The sequence below is a fragment of the Bacillus sp. PPSBB_2 genome, from assembly GCF_045291115.1.
Lineage (GTDB): Bacteria > Bacillota > Bacilli > Bacillales > Bacillaceae_G > Bacillus_A > Bacillus_A cereus.
In genome coordinates, this window is record NZ_CP147983.1 from 4292409 (window position 1) to 4309178 (window position 16770).

Below are 16770 nucleotides of genomic sequence, written 5' to 3' on the forward strand. Positions count from 1 at the left end.
GAGGGTGTTGCAAAACTCATAAATATCCAAAAATGAATGCATAAAGAAACCCGTTTTCCTGGAAGAATGATAGTATCCTAAAACTATCTCCAGAAAGGACGGATTTACTAGTATGATAACCAATTTTGATCAAAATCAATCCATTTTACAAATTTTATTTGCCTACGTAGACAGTTTAACCATTGGAGGCGTTCCGCCTATGACAGGCCGCCCACCCATCTGTAGAAAAGCTTTACTCAAATGTTTTTTTATAAAAACGGTATTCCAGATCAATTCATTACGTAAGTTAACTCGTTTTTTACATCAATATCCTTCATTTCGTGTATCTTGTGGCCTTTCGCTTGTTCCTCATATATCTACTTTTTCACGTGTAGGCACTTGGTTTCGCAACGAAGAAATTCCGTTGCTTCATAAACAAATTCTTCAAGAAAAGAATTTAGGGTTAATTCCGTGCGTTTTAATTGATAGTACAGCCTTACGGAGTAGTTTATATGATTCTCAAGCGAAATGGGGAAAATCTACTCGCTATGGTTGGTATAAGGGATATAAAACTCATGTCTGTTCTACACCAGAAGGTGTTATATTGTCGTATGCATTTACAACCGCAAATGTACATGATAGTAAAATAGCTCCTGCATTGCTTCGGGATATACAAAACCAAAATGTGTTATTTTCCGTTGCAGATGCCGCTTATGATAGTCAGCACATTCATGAAATTGCCGGAGCATGTGATATCTTTGCGATCAATCCAATTAACCCGCGTAATAGCGGACCAATCAAAAGTACACATCGTCGTGTAGTGTCTCATTTTCTACAAACTACCTTTGGCAAACAGTTGATGAAAGAGCGTGGAAAAATTGAACAACAGTTTAGTCATCTCAAAGATAAAGGGCTGGAACAGCCACGTTGGTATGGTCAAAATCGCTATCTATTGCATGTTCAGCTAGTTTTTCTGATTCATAACATTGCATATTTATTTTAGTTTTGCAACACCCTCATTTATACAATGGAATACTGCGTAATTCAATTTGTAACAATGCTATTTTCATAACGAAATAGCCTGTATTATGAGTAAATGCATCCCAAACAACATGCGTGAGCATACCGAATAATGCAGAATAGCAAAATACAAAGAATTCTTTCCAGGTATGTAGCCCCCACCTCTCATCTATTGCATATGAATAATAACCAGCAAACGGTTTAGGCAAATGCGTTATAAACGGCTTTTTTAAAATGTAATGATATATGTATGCGATTAGAAATACAAGCGGTAAATTTAAATATAAGAACCCAAGCCATGTATGGCCAATAACACCATAGGGTCTAAAGTGCAAAAAATATTCAAAGTCAGGCGCCATACTACCTAATATAAGAGCCGTTACTGAAATATGTTTAGAATGCTTTTTCGCAAAAGGAAGAACTGCTGCTGGATGTGCAAATGTAAACGGCATACTTTAACTCCTTCTCACATTTTCAATAGAATACCATATATCATAACGAGAGAATGGATCTCCATGCAATATTTATTTTCACATTGGAATATGATAGTTTAAATGATATAATCCACATAAAATATTCAGAAAACAAGAAGGGATTCAGGTGTCATTAACACTTGTATTTGCTGCCTTTTTAAATTCAAAATCCGTTATGAATTGAGGTTTATATATTGATTGACGTACCCTTTTTACAAAATGTCACATTAAAAAAAGAAAATATCCCTAGTTTTTCCGCATATCCTTACTGCTTACCCGCTATTCGAACATTACAATCACTAGCTTTCCATCCAAATGTAACATTCATTATTGGAGAAAACGGAACAGGTAAATCAACATTACTTGAAGGAATTGCAATTGCGTTAGGTTTTAACGCAGAAGGTGGAACGAAGAACTTCCGCTTTAGCACAAACGATTCCCATTCATCTTTACATGAATACCTTCGCATTTCAAAAAGTTTCAATACACCAAACGACGGTTTCTTTCTTCGCGCTGAATCATTTTATAACGTTGCTTCTTATATTGATGAAATAGATGCTGATAGAGAAGCACGTGGGAATCCGGTTATCAACTCTTATGGTGGTATCTCACTACACAAACAATCACACGGTGAATCATTCTTCTCATTATTTATGAACCGTTTTTCAGGACAAGGTTTATACATTTTAGATGAGCCTGAGGCAGCTTTATCACCAATGAGACAACTTTCCATGCTCATTCGAATGCACGAACTAGCTGAACAAGGTTCACAATTTGTTATCGCGACGCATTCTCCTATTTTAATGGCTTATCCTGAATCCACTATATATTCTTTAACACAAGAGGGAATTCACGAATCCACATTAGAAGAAACTGAGCATTACCAAACGACGAAACTTTTCTTTGAAAATCGCGATCGATTATTCCATCATCTATTTGAGTCGTAAAAAAAGAAGCAGCAATAGCTGCTTCTTTTTTATAGTGCTTCTATAAATAAGGCAACCCCGATACCGCCACCGACGCATAAAGAGGCAATTCCTTTTTCTAACCCACGTCTTTTTAATTCGTGAATTAAACTTACTGTAATACGAGCCCCTGTACAACCAATTGGATGCCCAAGTCCTACGCCACTACCGTTTACGTTCACTTTTTCACGGTCTAAGCCTAACTCTTTCTCTACAGCTAAATATTGAGCCGCGAAAGCTTCATTAATTTCAAGTAAATCTGCATCTTCCAATGACCAATCTACTTTTTCTAAACCTTTACGAATTGCTGGTGCTGGTCCAATACCCATAATTTTTGGATCTACTCCAGCTACTGAATATCCAACAATTCTAGCTAACGGTTGTAAACCTTTTTCTTTCGCTTTTTCTTCGCTCATTAATACTAGAACTGCACTCCCGTCATTAAGGCCAGATGCATTTCCAGCAGTCACTGATCCATCTTTACGGAATGCCGGCTTCAATCCAGCTAATTTTTCAGCTGTAATATCTGCACGTGGATGTTCATCCTTCGAAAATACAACTTCTTTTCTACGCTCTTTTATTGTAATAGGAACAATTTGATCGTCAAAGTATCCAGACTCGATTGCCTTCAGTGCCAATGTATGACTGCGAAGAGCAACTTCATCTTGTTCCTCTCTTGTAATTTCATATTGTTCAACTAAATTTTCCGCTGTTTCACCCATCATAATATGGTGAATCGGATCTTCTAACACTTCCCACACCGTATCACGAATTTCTCCGTGCTGTAGACGTTGTCCCCAGCGGTGCTGTTTCAATGCATAAGGGCTCGAACTCATCGCTTCTACCCCACCTGCAACAACAACATCACTTACACCTAATTGGATTTGCATTGCAGCTGACATAATTGCTTGCATACCTGAAGAACATTGACGTTGGATTGTATATCCCGTAACTGTGTCAGGAAATCCTGCCGCTAATGCAGCTGTTCTCGCCGTATTTGCTTCATCAGTTCTTTGAATACAATGACCTAAAATTACTTCATCAACTTCATGTGGTTCTACCCCGCCTCGTTTTACAGCTTCCTGAAGTACAGGAACAGCTAATTCTACTGGCGTTACATTTTTTAGCGCTCCTCCAAAAGTTCCAATTGGCGAACGAACTGCAGCTGTAATAACAACATTATGCATTTTGCACTTGCCCCTCTCTTATGTACCCTAGTCAGTTTTTAGGTGAAATTCCATAAGATGTATATCTATAACTATCATACTATAAACATACTAAAAAATCAAAATATTTAATATAATAAAAATAGAAGGAATTAACCTTCTATTCTGTCAGCGCATATAAAAACTTTTGTAAAATTTTCTCTGTCGTTTCATTCAATTTTGGCAACTTATCTACTGGAAAATATTGAAGTTTTAACCCTTCATGATCGAGCTTTAATTCCCCGCTCACATGATGTGCCTGATACAGATGAATAACATTGAAAATTTCATCGCCATTCGGATAACGGAAATATACTTCTTTTCCAGATAGAACACCAAGAAATTGCATTATTTTTGCAGTTAACCCCGTTTCCTCAAATAACTCTCTACGTGCAGTTTCTTCTGTCGTTTCGCCCAGTTCCATCGCCCCACCAGGTACACCCCAATCATATGTATCTGAACGATATTGAAGCAATACTTCTTGATTATCGTTTAATATAATAATTGCTGATCCTACGAGAATAAGCGGCCTTGTACCAACGACTTTTCGTAACTCTTCAATATACCCCATATGTAAATTCCCCTTTCCCTAACCTCCCTTATCATAACAAAATTTTGCTCTTTTTGTTCATGTAATTTTAAAGAAAAAAAGAAGCTTTCGCCTCCTTTTTTTCACCTTTATTTCTTAAAACTTTCATATTTTACAGCTTCAAAAGCTTCCTCAATTTCATCATTACGATAATGGACATATGTAAAACGCCCCAATTCTACTAATCTTGCTATTTCCTGTAACGCTTTATGCTGCTCATATGTTTCTTTCAGCTTAATATGTACATAAAACTTCATTAACGGATGTTCATATAAAGGTTCTCCCACCTCTACATATACATCTTCCACCCCTTGTACAACTCTTACATAACTCGCAAATTGATAAAGTGCTTCTCTGTCTGAAACGATTTTTAATGTATACATATATTCTCCCCCTTTCCTTTACTATATCAAAAAGATGATCACACTACGTTATAGAACTATGAAATTTTTTCGACTTGTCATCTATATATTCAATAAAGAAGGCGTTTATCCATACATGACATCTTTTTCCCACATATATTATAGGAAGAACTTTTTTCATTTGAGGTGTTCCTTATGGATCCATACGTCAATATATGTATTTGTATTACTCCCGGCGCCGATATTTCTGATGACCGCATCGCAAAAGATTTAGCTGTTGCAGAATCAATTTGGCACCCCATTACATTTCAAATTCAAGAAGTAATTGTATTAAATGAACTTTTCCGTTTTTTTGACCGTGAAATCAGTTATAAAAATTCCATTCAAAGTCAAGAAAAGCTGGCATCCTTTTTCCAAACATGTGTAAATGAAGCTCCTGAATGCGACCTTTATATTTGTTATATTGGCAGTGATTATTTCAAAGAAACAGCAGTAATTGCCTGCGCTTACTCTTTAGCAAAACAGCAACAACTTACAGGATATATCGTTTTAACAAACTCAGCTGCTCCTATGAAAAATATATATACGCTCGCTCACGAAATCGGTCATATCTTATTTACAAGACGTATTCACGGAAAACTTACTCATGCAGATCCTCATTCCCCAACTGGCTCGGAGCACCATCCTTCTCCAACCAATCTTATGTATCCGATAGTCCCTCGTCCAGAAAACGTTCATATTCATTCCTTATTAACAGCAGAACAAAAAGCGCTCTCTTTACAAAGCTCTTTATTACAAAGAAAAAAACAGTAACCCTCATGTTACTGTTTAAAACGACTTATTCCAATCAACAAACCAAATCCCGGCTGCTAGAAATAAAAATAGACAACTAAATGTAAATGTAATCCCTCTAAAAATCCCTATATAATATTTCTTTGGAAATAATTTTTGGTGTATCCAGAGCAGCCCTTTTCCAATAAAACCGAAGAACAGAATATAACCCGATGTGTCATCTAATAAAGTATCGAAATAGTCATCATGTACCTTTTTCAAAAAGGTAGTATAGAGCCCAAAAATCGTTAAACCTAAAAACACAATAGACAATATACCTAGAAATATACTTTGCATATTCGTTCCCCCCTTGATAAAAAATTCAGTTCGTTCACTTCACTATTAGTACAAAACTAGCTTACAGTTTTTTCCTCTTCATTTTTAAAAGACCATCTCATTAATACATATAAACTTCCGTACAGAAGTAAAGGCTCTAACATTCCCCAATATGGGTTTTGCTTCCCTAATTCTTTAAATACAAACATAATTAATAACGGTATGATAACAGCTAATATTCCAATCCATCCAAGTATGTACGCTTCACCAATTAGCAGTACTAATAAGATTATTCCAGCTAGTATATAACTTTGCATTGTAGTTAATTGCAATACAGGTGTCCCGTACCATTTATTCATAAACATTAATAACACTAATAATAAAATAGGTATCATTACTATTACATAAATAATTCCAAACTCTACTAATTTACTTTTAAAAGAAGACATTCTAAACGCAAAAACCGTTCCAATAATTGTAATAATTAAAACGATAGGATAACCAATTAACTGTACATTTGTTAACGTAAATTGTTGATTCGAATTTCCAAATAAAATATTGGTTAGTAACCAATACCCACCAATACCAATAATCATTCCTAAAACACTCTTTATACTTCCGCTTTTATCCTTCTCCATCTCTTTCGCTAATTCTTCCGCATACTCTTTTGGTGAGTCACCAAATATGTCCCTTACCGTCTTTCCCTTTTTTTCACCTTCTATTAAATGAAGTTCTGCATCTTCTAGAAAGGCGTTCACCTCTTCTTCTTTAATCCCTTTTGTTATTAAATATACTTTCGTATCGATTAAAAACTTTTCTCCTTCTTTAGAAACATTCATTATAACCCCTCCCTTATTTAACCATTTCTCTTCTATTCGTCTTCATCATAATTTCAAGGAAAATTAAAATAAACAAACTTCCGTATAAACATATAATTTGAAATAGCATTGGCATAAGATCTTCCGATGTAAATGTTTTAAACAGTAACATAATAGAAAGTGGAATGATTAAATATAAGTTTTTAAACCATCCTTCAAAATATATATTTATCGCTACTGTGATCATAAAAATCCCACCAGCTACTATATAACTTTGGACTTCGGTGAATGTGAGCATTTTTGTAGGATATATCACATCTAATATCGTAACAGCTCCTAATAAAAACAATGGAGCAATCATAACTAAAGACCACATGGAAAACCATGTTTTTGTAAAGCTTGTGACGAAGGTCATTTTGCGAAGTAGAAAATTAGGACCTATAACAACTAAAATCAATGAAAAACTGTAACCGATACACTGAATAAGTGAAATCTGTAACATTCCATGATTCACTATTAAGATAGAAGCAATAATCCAAAACGATACGATATTCATTACTGTAAAACCAATTTGCTTCCACGTTTCCTGTCTATCTCTTTCCATTACTTTGACAAGTTCATTTGCATATTCTTTCGGTGAGCTTCCGAAAATATCTTCTACACTTTTCCCATCACTCTCCCCCTCAATTAAATGGAGTTCCGCATCTTCTATAAAATTTTCAATATCGCTTTCTTTCACACTCTTTGCCGTCAAAAATAATCTCATATCTAACAAAAACTTTCGCGCTTCACTTGATAGCATTATTTTCTCCTTCCCTTCCCTTCAAGTAGACGTTCTACACTACTTTGCATCGTTTCCCAGCGATCCATAAATTCATCAAGTGCTTCCTCGCCTTTTTCTGTTAATGTATAATATTTTCTCTTTGGACCAGATGGAGATTCCTTCATTACGCTTGTTATTAGTCCTTCTTTTTGCATTCGTATTAATAACGGATAAATACTTCCCTCACTCGCCATTGTAAAACCATACTTCGCTAGCTTTTCACTCATTTCATAACCGTATATTTCGCCTTCAGAAATAATAGCAAGTAAGCATCCTTCTAAAATCCCTTTCAGCATTTGACTTGTCGACATAATTCAAATCCTCCTACTATCTTGCTTTACAAGATAGATAAGCGTAAGTATCTTGCTTTACAAAATAGTATAGCAAAGACTATTTTGCAAAACAAGATAGCTAACGATATTTTTTCCAAATGTTTGCAGGAATTTCATTATAGCTTCTCTAAATAGAGCACTATGAAAACTTTATTATGAAGGGATGTTTTTCATCATGGTTACAAATCGAGTTGTCTTTTTAACAGGTGCTGCAAGTGGCATTGGTTATGAAATGGGAAAGGCTTTTGCAAAAGAAGGTGCAAAAGTTGTGATTACCGATCGGCTTGAAGAACGCGCAAAAGAAGCTGCTGAACAATTACAAAATGAAGGTTTTCAAGCTATCGGTTTAAAATGTGACGTTACATCTGAAGAGGAAATTACAGCAGCAATTTCTCAAACAGTTGATCATTTCGGTTCATTACATATATTAATTAACAACGCAGGAATGCAACACGTTTCACCCATTGAAGACTTTCCAACTGAAAAGTTCGAGCTACTAATTCAAATTATGCAAATTGCTCCGTTTATTGCAATTAAGCATGCCTTTCCGATTATGAAACAACAAAAATATGGTCGTATTATTAATATCGCTTCTATTAACGGCCTTGTCGGGTTTGCTGGAAAAGCTGCCTACAATAGTGCAAAACATGGCGTAATTGGATTAACAAAAGTTGCCGCTTTAGAAGGTGCTACGCATGGTATTACTGTTAATGCCCTTTGCCCTGGTTATGTTGATACCCCCCTTGTACGTAATCAACTACAAGACTTAGCTACTACACGAAATGTACCACTTGAAAATGTTTTAGAAGATGTTATTTATCCACTCGTTCCACAAAAGCGCTTATTACAAGTACAAGAAATTGCAGATTATGCGATGTTTTTAGCGAGTGAAAAAGCTAAAGGTATAACTGGTCAAGCTGTCGTTATCGATGGTGGTTATACCGCTCAATAAAAATAAAGTTTGCTCAAGAAGAGCAAACTTTATTTTTTATCCCGAGGATCTTCGTACTTTAGTAATTGCCGCGGGAGCTTCTCAATTGCAACAATTACCCCCTCTAATTTACTTTCAATACGGTGGAGTAAATATAATGTTACAACAATTGGAAACCCTACATTACCTATCATCTTGATCCACTCTTCCACCCTCTTCCCCTCCTTTCATTATATAAGTAAGAGAAAACACTGCATTTAGGCATAAAAAAACAAGCTATTATGTATTAGCTTGTTTTTCAAATAATGATGCAATTTCTCGTTTATAGTCCCCGCGTATAATACCTTTCTCAGTAATAATTCCTGTAATTAATTCATTCGGCGTTATGTCAAATGCTGGATTATAAACATCCGTTCCAATTGGTGCTACTTGTTTTCCAAAGATTTTCGTAACTTCTGTTTCATCTCTTTCTTCAATAATAATTTCGGCTCCAGTTTCTTTCGTAACATCAAATGTTGACAGTGGCGCAGCAACGTAAAATGGGATATTAAAGTACTTTGCTAAAATAGCTAAATTCATTGTCCCTATTTTATTGGCTGTATCTCCATTTGCGACAATTCGATCCGCCCCCACAATAATTGCGTTTATTTCTTTCGTTTGAATAGCATGAGCTGCAGTATTATCTGTTATAAGGGTCACATCAATATTTGCTTGCTTCAATTCCCACGTCGTTAAGCGACCACCTTGTAAAACTGGTCTCGTTTCACACGCATATGCATGTAAACGCACACCTTTCTCTTTTCCAATATAAAAGGGAGCTAATGCAGTTCCATATCTGGCAGTTGCGATACTTCCAGCGTTACAGATTGTTAAAATATTATCGCCATCTTTAAAACATGTTAACGCATATTCCCCAATATTTCGACACACCTCTTCATCTTCCTGTTGAATGCGAAGCGCTTCTTCTTCTAATATTTTTTGTGCTTCTTTTATTGTAGTAATCTCTCGAATAGATTCTCTCATACGATCAATTGCCCAAAATAAATTTACTGCCGTTGGGCGTGATGTCCCTAAATAGTTACAGTCTCTATTAAACTTCTTTTGAAATTCTTCGATATGTAAAGTATTATATTTTTTCGCTGCAAGCGCCAAGCCAAATGCAGCTACAATTCCAATTGCAGGCGCTCCACGTACTTCTAACATTATGATACTTTTCCAAACCCCTTCAATAGTCGTTAATGTTTTGTATTCTGTGCTATGTGGCAATTTCGTTTGATTTAATACTGCAATTGCATCACCTTTCCAACTTACAGATCTCGGAACAGTAACAATTGTACTCATGCTTTTACACCCCTTGAAACTGTCTGTTGAAATAATGTTCGAAACAGTTGAATATCAGCACTTTTAGATTCATATTTTATTAGTTCTTTTCCTAAGGATAGCGCTTGTTTCTTAGCTTGAATTCTTGTTTCTTTATTTTCTATTTCATCTAAATCTGCTACATGAGCTAAACCAATTGTTCTACGAATTAGTTCACATCCGGCAAATCCAACAGCATCAGTAAAGATATTTTGCAAAATAATTGGTAACCATTGTTTTTCTTTCGTATATGCTTCTACACCTTCCCCAATCCATAACTTTGTAAAAGTCTCTACAAAATAACTCCACGTCTTTTCTATATGAAAAAATAGTACACTTCTCTTTTCTTCTTCTCTAGATAAAGCATTTAATAATAGATTTGCAATAAATTGACCTATATCAAATCCAAATGGGCCATATGTCGCAAATTCTGGATCAATCACTTTCGTTTCAGAAGGTGACGAAAAAATACTACCAGTATGTAAATCACCATGAATAAGAGTTTCTTTTCTTGTTAAGAACTTATATTTATATTGTGCTACTTTTAGTTTTAAAGTTTTATCACTCCAAAGTTCATCAACCACGAGCTGTAAATCTGGCTCATAATCATTTGTATCATAATGCCCAAAAGGATCTGTAAACACTAAATCCTCTGTAATTTTACATAGGTCCGGATTTACAAAGGTACCTTCTAGTATCCTCTTCTCTTCTGACTGTAAACCAAAATCTGAAGTGTAAAATAAAACATGTGCTAGAAAACGACCAATATGCTGGGATAAAAGCGGATATTCTTCTCCGTCTATTAATCCTTTTCTTGTAATTGTTAGTCTTGATAAGTCTTCTATTACCGTTATCGCTAACTCTTCATCATGACTGTACACTACTGGAACATAATCCGGTACATACTGCGCAAAAATTTGTAATGCCTTGCTTTCAATCGTTGCTCTTTTTATAGACAATGGCCAGCTTTCACCAACTACTTTAGCATAAGGCAGTGCTTGTTTTATTATAATGGATTTCTCTCCATCATCTAATTTGAACACGTAATTTAAGTTTCCATCTCCAATTTCATGACAAATGACATTTGCCTTCTCTTCAAAATAACCATGATCTTTCGCATATTGTACAGCTGTTATTTCTGTTAATGAATAATATCCCATCGTCTTCTCCCCCTTTTTAAATTCAGAGGTTTTTCTAACACAGAAAAACCTCTTTCCACTAAGAAAGAGGTTTGAAGTTTATCTTCTCCCCTCTTATCTGCCAGAAATTTTTACTTTCTGCTGGAATTAGCACCGTGCCTTTTGGCGTAATAAACGCCCCATTTCACAATGGTATTACGGTCGGTTGCTGGGCTTCATCGGGCCAAATCCCTCCACCTGCTCTTGATAAGAGTTGTATAATTTTTTGAATTTTTAACTTTATGTTGATGACTATACCAAGAATAAAAATCACTTGTCAACATTTTATTTGTATAATTCTGGACGACGATCCGCAAAAACTGGAATTCCTTTTCGTACTTCTCTAATTTTCTCGAATACAAGCTCTCCAAATAAAATTGATTCCTCTTCATTCGCCTCTACTACAACTTCACCCCAAGGATCCACAATTAAAGAATGACCTGCAAACACATTATTCGGATCCTTTCCTGCTCTATTACACGCAACAACATAACACTGATTTTCAACTGCTCTTGCTTGCAATAGCAAACGCCAATGTGCTAAACGAACTAATGGCCATTCTGCTACAACAAATAATACTTTTGCCCCTTTAGCAGTATGAACACGCATCCACTCTGGAAAACGAATATCATAACAAATTGTTCCAGCGCATTCAACATCATCTAGCTTAAATTCGCCCGTACCATTACCAGCTATTAAATATTTATGTTCATCCATAAGCTGAAATAAATGTACTTTACTATATTCGTTGACTAACTGTCCTTCATTATTTACAACATACATCGTATTTGTAACGCCTTGCTCTGTTTGCTTTGCTATGGACCCACCAACAATATGTATATCATATTGCTTCGCCCATTCTATTAACTTTTCTTTCGTTTCCACTCCATCCCTATCTGCAATTTCAGAAAGTCTCGTTAAATCATATCCTGTTGTCCATAGTTCTGGTAAGACGATAACATCTGGCCTTTCCTTCATAGCTTCACTTATTTTATTTTTAGCATTCTCAATATTTTTTTCTACATCTCCAAAAACAATATCCATTTGAATACATGCGACTTTCATTTTTTCAGCCCCATTCTTATTTTTCTCTTTACAAAATACTGGAAAGATTATATCATTTGTCACTAGAATTGTAACAACTTTCAAAAGAGGTGGAAAGTATGAAATTATTTCAACCTTCTGAGATAGTAACATCATTGCCAACACAATTTTTCGCTTCACTTGTTGCAAAAGTTAACAAAGTCGTTGCAGCTGGTCACGATGTTATTAATCTAGGTCAAGGTAATCCAGATCAACCAACACCGCAGCATATCGTAAAAGCTTTACAAGATGCTGCCGAAAAGACCATTCATCATAAATATCCGCCATTTCGCGGACATGAAAGCTTAAAGGAAGCCGTGGCTACATTCTATAAACGTGAATACGGCGTGGAATTAAACCCAAAAACTGAAGTTGCTATTTTGTTTGGAGGGAAGGCTGGACTAGTAGAATTACCGATTTGTTTTACAAATCCCGGTGATACGATTCTCGTTCCGGATCCAGGTTATCCAGATTATTTATCCGGGGTTGCTTTAGCAAAAGCACACTTTGAAACAATGCCGCTTATTGCAGAAAATAACTTTTTGCCAGATTATACGAACATTGATGACTCTATTGCAGAGCGTGCAAAATTAATGTTTTTAAACTATCCAAATAATCCTACCGGTGCTACTGCATCAAAAGATTTTTTTGATGCAACCATTCACTTTGCTAATAAACATAATATATTAGTTGTTCACGATTTTGCTTATGGCGCTATCGGATTTGATGGTCAAAAACCTGTTAGTTTCTTGCAAGCAGATGGCGCGAAAGATATAGGAATTGAAATTTACACATTATCAAAAACTTTCAATATGGCTGGCTGGCGCATCGCTTTTGCTGTAGGGAATGAAAGTGTGATTGAAACAATTAACCTATTACAAGATCATATGTATGTTAGTATATTCGGTGCAGTTCAAGATGCTGCTCGAGAAGCGCTATTAAGTTCACAGTCTTGTGTAATAGACCTTGTAAATAGTTACGAATCTCGAAGAAACGCTCTTATTTCAGCCTGTCACTCAATTGGTTGGAATGTAGACATTCCAACAGGATCATTCTTTGCATGGCTTCCCGTTCCAACAGGATATACCTCTGAGCAATTTTCTAATATTTTACTAGAAAAAGCACATGTCGCAGTTGCTCCTGGTGTTGGATTTGGTGAGCATGGGGAAGGGTATGTCCGTGTTGGTCTCTTGCATACAGAAGATAGATTACGAGAAGCCATTAATCGAATTGATAAATTAAATTTTTTCAAAAAGTAATTGACAACACGAAAAATATCTGACAAAATTCAGTTATCTTAAAAATTTAAACATTTCTAAATACTTCTTATCAAGAGCAGGTGGAGGGACGAGCCCGACGAAACCCGGCAACCGATCTACAATTGTAGACACGGTGCTAATTCTCGCAGCATTACGCTGACAGATAAGGAGCTGGTTGTAAAAAAACCTCTCCTTAGCTGAGAGGTTTTTTTATTTAACTAGGAGGTTATAACAATGAGCGGAATTATAGCGACGTATTTAATCCATGATGATTCACATAACTTAGAAAAAAAAGCTGAGCAAATTGCACTCGGTTTAACAATTGGCTCTTGGACTCATTTGCCACACTTATTGCAAGAACAATTAAAGCAGCATAAAGGCAACGTCATTCATGTTGAGGAATTAGCTGAACATGAACATACCAATTCGTATTTACGTAAAAAAGTAAAACGCGGAATTATTAAAATCGAATATCCGCTATTAAACTTCAGTCCAGATTTACCAGCGATTTTAACGACTACATTTGGAAAGCTATCACTTGATGGCGAAGTAAAACTAATTGACTTAACTTTTTCAGACGAGTTAAAAAAACATTTTCCTGGTCCAAAATTCGGGATAGATGGTATTCGAAATCTTTTACAAGTGCATGATCGTCCCCTTTTAATGAGTATTTTTAAAGGAATGATTGGACGAAACATTGGGTATTTAAAAACGCAATTACGCGATCAAGCAATTGGTGGTGTAGATATAGTAAAAGATGATGAAATATTATTTGAAAATGCATTAACACCCCTTACGAAACGCATTGTATCTGGAAAAGAAGTTTTACAATCTGTCTACGAAACATACGGTCATAAAACGTTATATGCCGTAAATTTAACAGGGCGAACTTTTGATTTAAAAGAAAATGCTAAACGTGCAGTGCAAGCTGGAGCTGATATTCTATTATTTAACGTATTTGCTTACGGACTAGATGTACTACAATCACTTGCAGAAGATGATGAAATCCCAGTTCCTATTATGGCACATCCTGCTGTAAGTGGTGCTTATTCAGCATCCAAGTTATATGGAGTTTCATCTCCATTATTACTTGGAAAGCTACTACGTTATGCTGGGGCTGACTTTTCATTATTCCCATCTCCATACGGAAGTGTTGCGCTAGAAAAAGAGGAGGCTCTTGCTATCTCAAAATATTTAACTGAAGACGATGCATTTTTCAAGAAGAGCTTTTCTGTTCCGTCTGCTGGTATTCATCCTGGTTTCGTTCCCTTTATTGTACGAGATTTCGGTAAAGATGTTGTTATTAATGCTGGCGGCGGGATACACGGACATCCAAATGGAGCGCAAGGCGGCGGTAAAGCTTTTCGTACTGCAATTGATGCTACTTTGCAAAATAAACCACTCCATGAAGTAGACGACATAAATTTGCATAGTGCACTACAAATATGGGGAAATCCCTCTTATGAGGTGAAATTATGAGTATTCAAGTATTTTGTGATTTCGATGGCACGATTACAAATAATGATAACATTATGTCCATTATGGAAAAATTCGCACCACCAGAAGCCGAAGAAGTAAAGAATAAAATTTTATCACAAGAACTATCCATTCAAGAAGGTGTTTCTCAATTATTTCAATTAATACCTACTAATCTGCACGATGATATTATTCAATTTTTAATAGAAACTGCTGAAATCCGTAGTGGTTTTCATGAGTTTATACAATTCGTAAAGGAAAATAACATTTCTTTTTACGTGATATCAGGTGGAATGGATTTCTTCGTCTATCCACTCTTACAAGGAATCATTCCAAAAGAGCAAATTTATTGTAATGAAACAGACTTTTCAGCAGAGTTTATTACAGTTAAATGGCCTCATTCTTGTGATGATCATTGTCAAAATCATTGCGGATTATGTAAATCATCATTAATCCGTAAATTAAGTGATACAGATGACTTTCATATTGTAATTGGAGATTCTATTACTGATTTACAAGCCGCGAAACAAGCTGATAAAGTATTCGCTCGCGATTTTCTTATTACAAAGTGTGCAGAAAATCATATTGCTTATACACCGTTTGAAACATTTCAAGATGTGCAAGCTGAATTAAAACTTTTGTTTGAGGTGAAGGCATGAAACAACTTTTTCGTCAATGGTATGACTTAAGCGAGATAAAAAAAGAGTTAACAACACGAAATTGGTTCCCAGCAACAAGTGGTAATATTTCTATAAAGGTTAGTCATGAACCACTTACTTTTCTTATTACGGCAAGCGGTAAAGATAAAACAAAAACCACTCCAGATGATTTTCTATTAGTAGATCATGTAGGAGTTCCCGTTTTAGAGACTGAATTACGTCCTTCAGCAGAAACAATATTGCATACACACATTTATAACAATACGAATGCCGGTTGCGTACTTCATGTTCATACAACCGATAATAATGTCATCACAAATTTATATAGTGATGCAGTCACCCTTCAAAATCAAGAAATTATTAAAGCACTCGATATTTGGGAAGAAGGTGCAACAATTCACATTCCTATTATCGAAAACCATGCCCATATCCCAACGCTTGGAGAAAACTTCCGAAAGCATATACAAGGAGATTCGGGTGCAGTATTAATCCGTAACCACGGTATTACTGTATGGGGCCGAGATAGCTTTGATGCAAAGAAGAGATTAGAAGCTTATGAGTTTTTATTCCAATTTCATATAAAACTATTATCAATTCAGGGAGGCGTTTCTAATGGCGCAAATTCGTATTCATGAAGTAAATACTCGTATTGAAAATGAAGTGGAAGTATCTAAATTTCTACAAGAGGAAGGCGTTTTATATGAGAAATGGAATATTTCTAAACTTCCTACTCATTTAAATGAAAATTATTCGTTAACAGATGAAAACAAAGCTGAAATATTAGCTATTTTTTCAAAAGAAATCGCTGATGTTTCAGCACGCCGTGGTTATAAAGCACATGATGTAATTTCACTTTCAAATAGCACCCCTAACCTTGACGAATTATTAATTAATTTCCAAAAGGAACACCATCATACAGATGACGAAGTTCGCTTTATCGTCAGTGGTCATGGCATTTTCGCTATTGAAGGTAAAGATGGGAAATTCTTTGATGTTGAACTTGAGCCAGGCGATTTAATATCTGTTCCTGAAAATGCAAGACATTATTTTACCTTGCAAGATGATCGCCAAGTTGTAGCTATTCGTATTTTTGTGACAACTGAAGGCTGGGTTCCAATCTATTAAGGTAGTTAGTTGAATAAAAGGACTTGG

Annotated in this window: 20 protein-coding genes, 1 pseudogene and 2 riboswitches; of the genes and pseudogenes, 9 read left to right on the forward strand and 12 right to left on the reverse strand. The window is 35.6% G+C overall.

What is annotated here, in order from left to right; translation table 11 throughout:
- The first annotated feature begins 112 nt into the window (after positions 1 to 112).
- Positions 113 to 982 (forward strand): ISNCY family transposase, encoded by an 870-nt coding sequence (locus V6946_RS21445; protein WP_023520903.1) that lies wholly within the window; start codon positions 113 to 115, stop codon positions 980 to 982.
- Between the two features lie 16 nt (positions 983 to 998).
- On the opposite strand, the pseudogene V6946_RS21450 reads toward V6946_RS21445, so the two are convergent.
- Positions 999 to 1451, reverse strand: a pseudogene (locus V6946_RS21450) (DUF4184 family protein); the annotation flags it as partial.
- 215 nt (positions 1452 to 1666) lie between these two features.
- On the opposite strand from V6946_RS21450, the gene V6946_RS21455 reads away from it, so the two are divergent.
- Positions 1667 to 2419: an AAA family ATPase gene (locus tag V6946_RS21455; RefSeq protein WP_000567998.1), complete on the forward strand. Its 753-nt coding sequence runs from the start codon at positions 1667 to 1669 to the stop codon at positions 2417 to 2419.
- A gap of 29 nt (positions 2420 to 2448) precedes the next feature.
- Here V6946_RS21455 and V6946_RS21460 read toward each other — a convergent pair whose 3' ends face one another.
- From V6946_RS21460 to V6946_RS21470, 3 genes are all read right to left on the reverse strand, one after another.
- Positions 2449 to 3624: an acetyl-CoA C-acetyltransferase gene (locus V6946_RS21460; protein ID WP_000552078.1), complete on the reverse strand. Its 1176-nt coding sequence runs from the start codon at positions 3622 to 3624 to the stop codon at positions 2449 to 2451.
- A gap of 139 nt (positions 3625 to 3763) precedes the next feature.
- Entirely contained in the window at positions 3764 to 4213 is a 450-nt protein-coding gene (locus V6946_RS21465) for an NUDIX hydrolase (protein WP_000540529.1), read from the reverse strand.
- A gap of 107 nt (positions 4214 to 4320) precedes the next feature.
- A complete protein-coding gene (locus V6946_RS21470) occupies positions 4321 to 4614 on the reverse strand; it encodes a DUF3928 family protein (protein WP_000288330.1) in 294 nt (97 codons plus the stop codon).
- Positions 4615 to 4788: 174 nt separating this feature from the next.
- On the opposite strand from V6946_RS21470, the gene V6946_RS21475 reads away from it, so the two are divergent.
- Positions 4789 to 5406: an ImmA/IrrE family metallo-endopeptidase gene (locus V6946_RS21475; RefSeq protein WP_000371605.1), complete on the forward strand. Its 618-nt coding sequence runs from the start codon at positions 4789 to 4791 to the stop codon at positions 5404 to 5406.
- A gap of 15 nt (positions 5407 to 5421) precedes the next feature.
- Here V6946_RS21475 and V6946_RS21480 read toward each other — a convergent pair whose 3' ends face one another.
- The 4 genes from V6946_RS21480 to V6946_RS21495 are packed head-to-tail and all read right to left on the reverse strand — an operon-like array spanning position 5422 to position 7652.
- Positions 5422 to 5721, reverse strand: a complete 300-nt coding sequence (locus tag V6946_RS21480) for a hypothetical protein (protein WP_001190641.1) — start codon at positions 5719 to 5721, stop codon at positions 5422 to 5424.
- 56 nt (positions 5722 to 5777) lie between these two features.
- Entirely contained in the window at positions 5778 to 6539 is a 762-nt protein-coding gene (locus V6946_RS21485) for a DUF1129 domain-containing protein (protein WP_001103078.1), read from the reverse strand.
- A 13-nt stretch (positions 6540 to 6552) separates the two neighbouring features.
- Positions 6553 to 7320, reverse strand: a complete 768-nt coding sequence (locus tag V6946_RS21490; protein WP_000952889.1) for a DUF1129 domain-containing protein — start codon at positions 7318 to 7320, stop codon at positions 6553 to 6555.
- Positions 7320 to 7652 (reverse strand): PadR family transcriptional regulator, encoded by a 333-nt coding sequence (locus V6946_RS21495; RefSeq protein WP_000107982.1) that lies wholly within the window; start codon positions 7650 to 7652, stop codon positions 7320 to 7322. The genes V6946_RS21490 and V6946_RS21495 overlap by 1 nt, the downstream gene beginning before the upstream one ends.
- 196 nt (positions 7653 to 7848) lie before the next feature.
- On the opposite strand from V6946_RS21495, the gene V6946_RS21500 reads away from it, so the two are divergent.
- Positions 7849 to 8625 carry a 3-hydroxybutyrate dehydrogenase gene (locus V6946_RS21500; RefSeq protein WP_000258427.1) on the forward strand — a complete coding sequence of 259 codons (777 nt, stop codon included), beginning with the start codon at positions 7849 to 7851 and terminating at the stop codon, positions 8623 to 8625.
- 29 nt (positions 8626 to 8654) lie between these two features.
- Here V6946_RS21500 and V6946_RS21505 read toward each other — a convergent pair whose 3' ends face one another.
- The 4 genes from V6946_RS21505 to V6946_RS21520 form a co-directional block, all read right to left on the reverse strand.
- Positions 8655 to 8816 (reverse strand): YvrJ family protein, encoded by a 162-nt coding sequence (locus tag V6946_RS21505; protein ID WP_000393336.1) that lies wholly within the window; start codon positions 8814 to 8816, stop codon positions 8655 to 8657.
- Between the two features lie 67 nt (positions 8817 to 8883).
- Positions 8884 to 9945 carry an S-methyl-5-thioribose-1-phosphate isomerase gene (mtnA, locus tag V6946_RS21510; protein ID WP_000104624.1) on the reverse strand — a complete coding sequence of 354 codons (1062 nt, stop codon included), beginning with the start codon at positions 9943 to 9945 and terminating at the stop codon, positions 8884 to 8886.
- On the reverse strand, positions 9942 to 11123 hold the full coding sequence (gene mtnK / locus V6946_RS21515) for an S-methyl-5-thioribose kinase (RefSeq protein WP_000542682.1): 1182 nt from the start codon (positions 11121 to 11123) through the stop codon (positions 9942 to 9944). The genes mtnA and mtnK overlap by 4 nt, the downstream gene beginning before the upstream one ends.
- Positions 11124 to 11213: 90 nt before the next feature.
- Positions 11214 to 11355, reverse strand: a riboswitch (SAM riboswitch).
- A gap of 71 nt (positions 11356 to 11426) precedes the next feature.
- Positions 11427 to 12290, reverse strand: a complete 864-nt coding sequence (locus V6946_RS21520; protein WP_033692904.1) for a carbon-nitrogen family hydrolase — start codon at positions 12288 to 12290, stop codon at positions 11427 to 11429.
- 14 nt (positions 12291 to 12304) lie between these two features.
- Between V6946_RS21520 and V6946_RS21525 the strand changes: the two genes are divergently transcribed.
- The 5 genes from V6946_RS21525 to V6946_RS21545 all read left to right on the forward strand — a co-directional run bounded on the left by V6946_RS21525 (position 12305) and on the right by V6946_RS21545 (position 16743).
- Positions 12305 to 13483: a pyridoxal phosphate-dependent aminotransferase gene (locus V6946_RS21525; protein ID WP_006928142.1), complete on the forward strand. Its 1179-nt coding sequence runs from the start codon at positions 12305 to 12307 to the stop codon at positions 13481 to 13483.
- Between the two features lie 64 nt (positions 13484 to 13547).
- A riboswitch (SAM riboswitch) is annotated at positions 13548 to 13653 on the forward strand.
- 64 nt (positions 13654 to 13717) lie between these two features.
- Positions 13718 to 14962, forward strand: a complete 1245-nt coding sequence (gene mtnW / locus V6946_RS21530) for a 2,3-diketo-5-methylthiopentyl-1-phosphate enolase (RefSeq protein WP_000014180.1) — start codon at positions 13718 to 13720, stop codon at positions 14960 to 14962.
- The gene (locus V6946_RS21535; protein ID WP_006928141.1) at positions 14959 to 15618 is read left to right on the forward strand and encodes a 2-hydroxy-3-keto-5-methylthiopentenyl-1-phosphate phosphatase; all 660 of its coding nucleotides are present in this window, start codon (positions 14959 to 14961) and stop codon (positions 15616 to 15618) included. The genes mtnW and V6946_RS21535 overlap by 4 nt, the downstream gene beginning before the upstream one ends.
- Complete coding sequence (locus V6946_RS21540) at positions 15615 to 16253, forward strand: methylthioribulose 1-phosphate dehydratase (protein WP_000811341.1); 639 nt, start codon at positions 15615 to 15617, stop codon at positions 16251 to 16253. The genes V6946_RS21535 and V6946_RS21540 overlap by 4 nt, the downstream gene beginning before the upstream one ends.
- Complete coding sequence (locus V6946_RS21545) at positions 16231 to 16743, forward strand: acireductone dioxygenase (RefSeq protein WP_000057313.1); 513 nt, start codon at positions 16231 to 16233, stop codon at positions 16741 to 16743. The genes V6946_RS21540 and V6946_RS21545 overlap by 23 nt, the downstream gene beginning before the upstream one ends.
- Positions 16744 to 16770 lie beyond the last annotated feature (27 nt).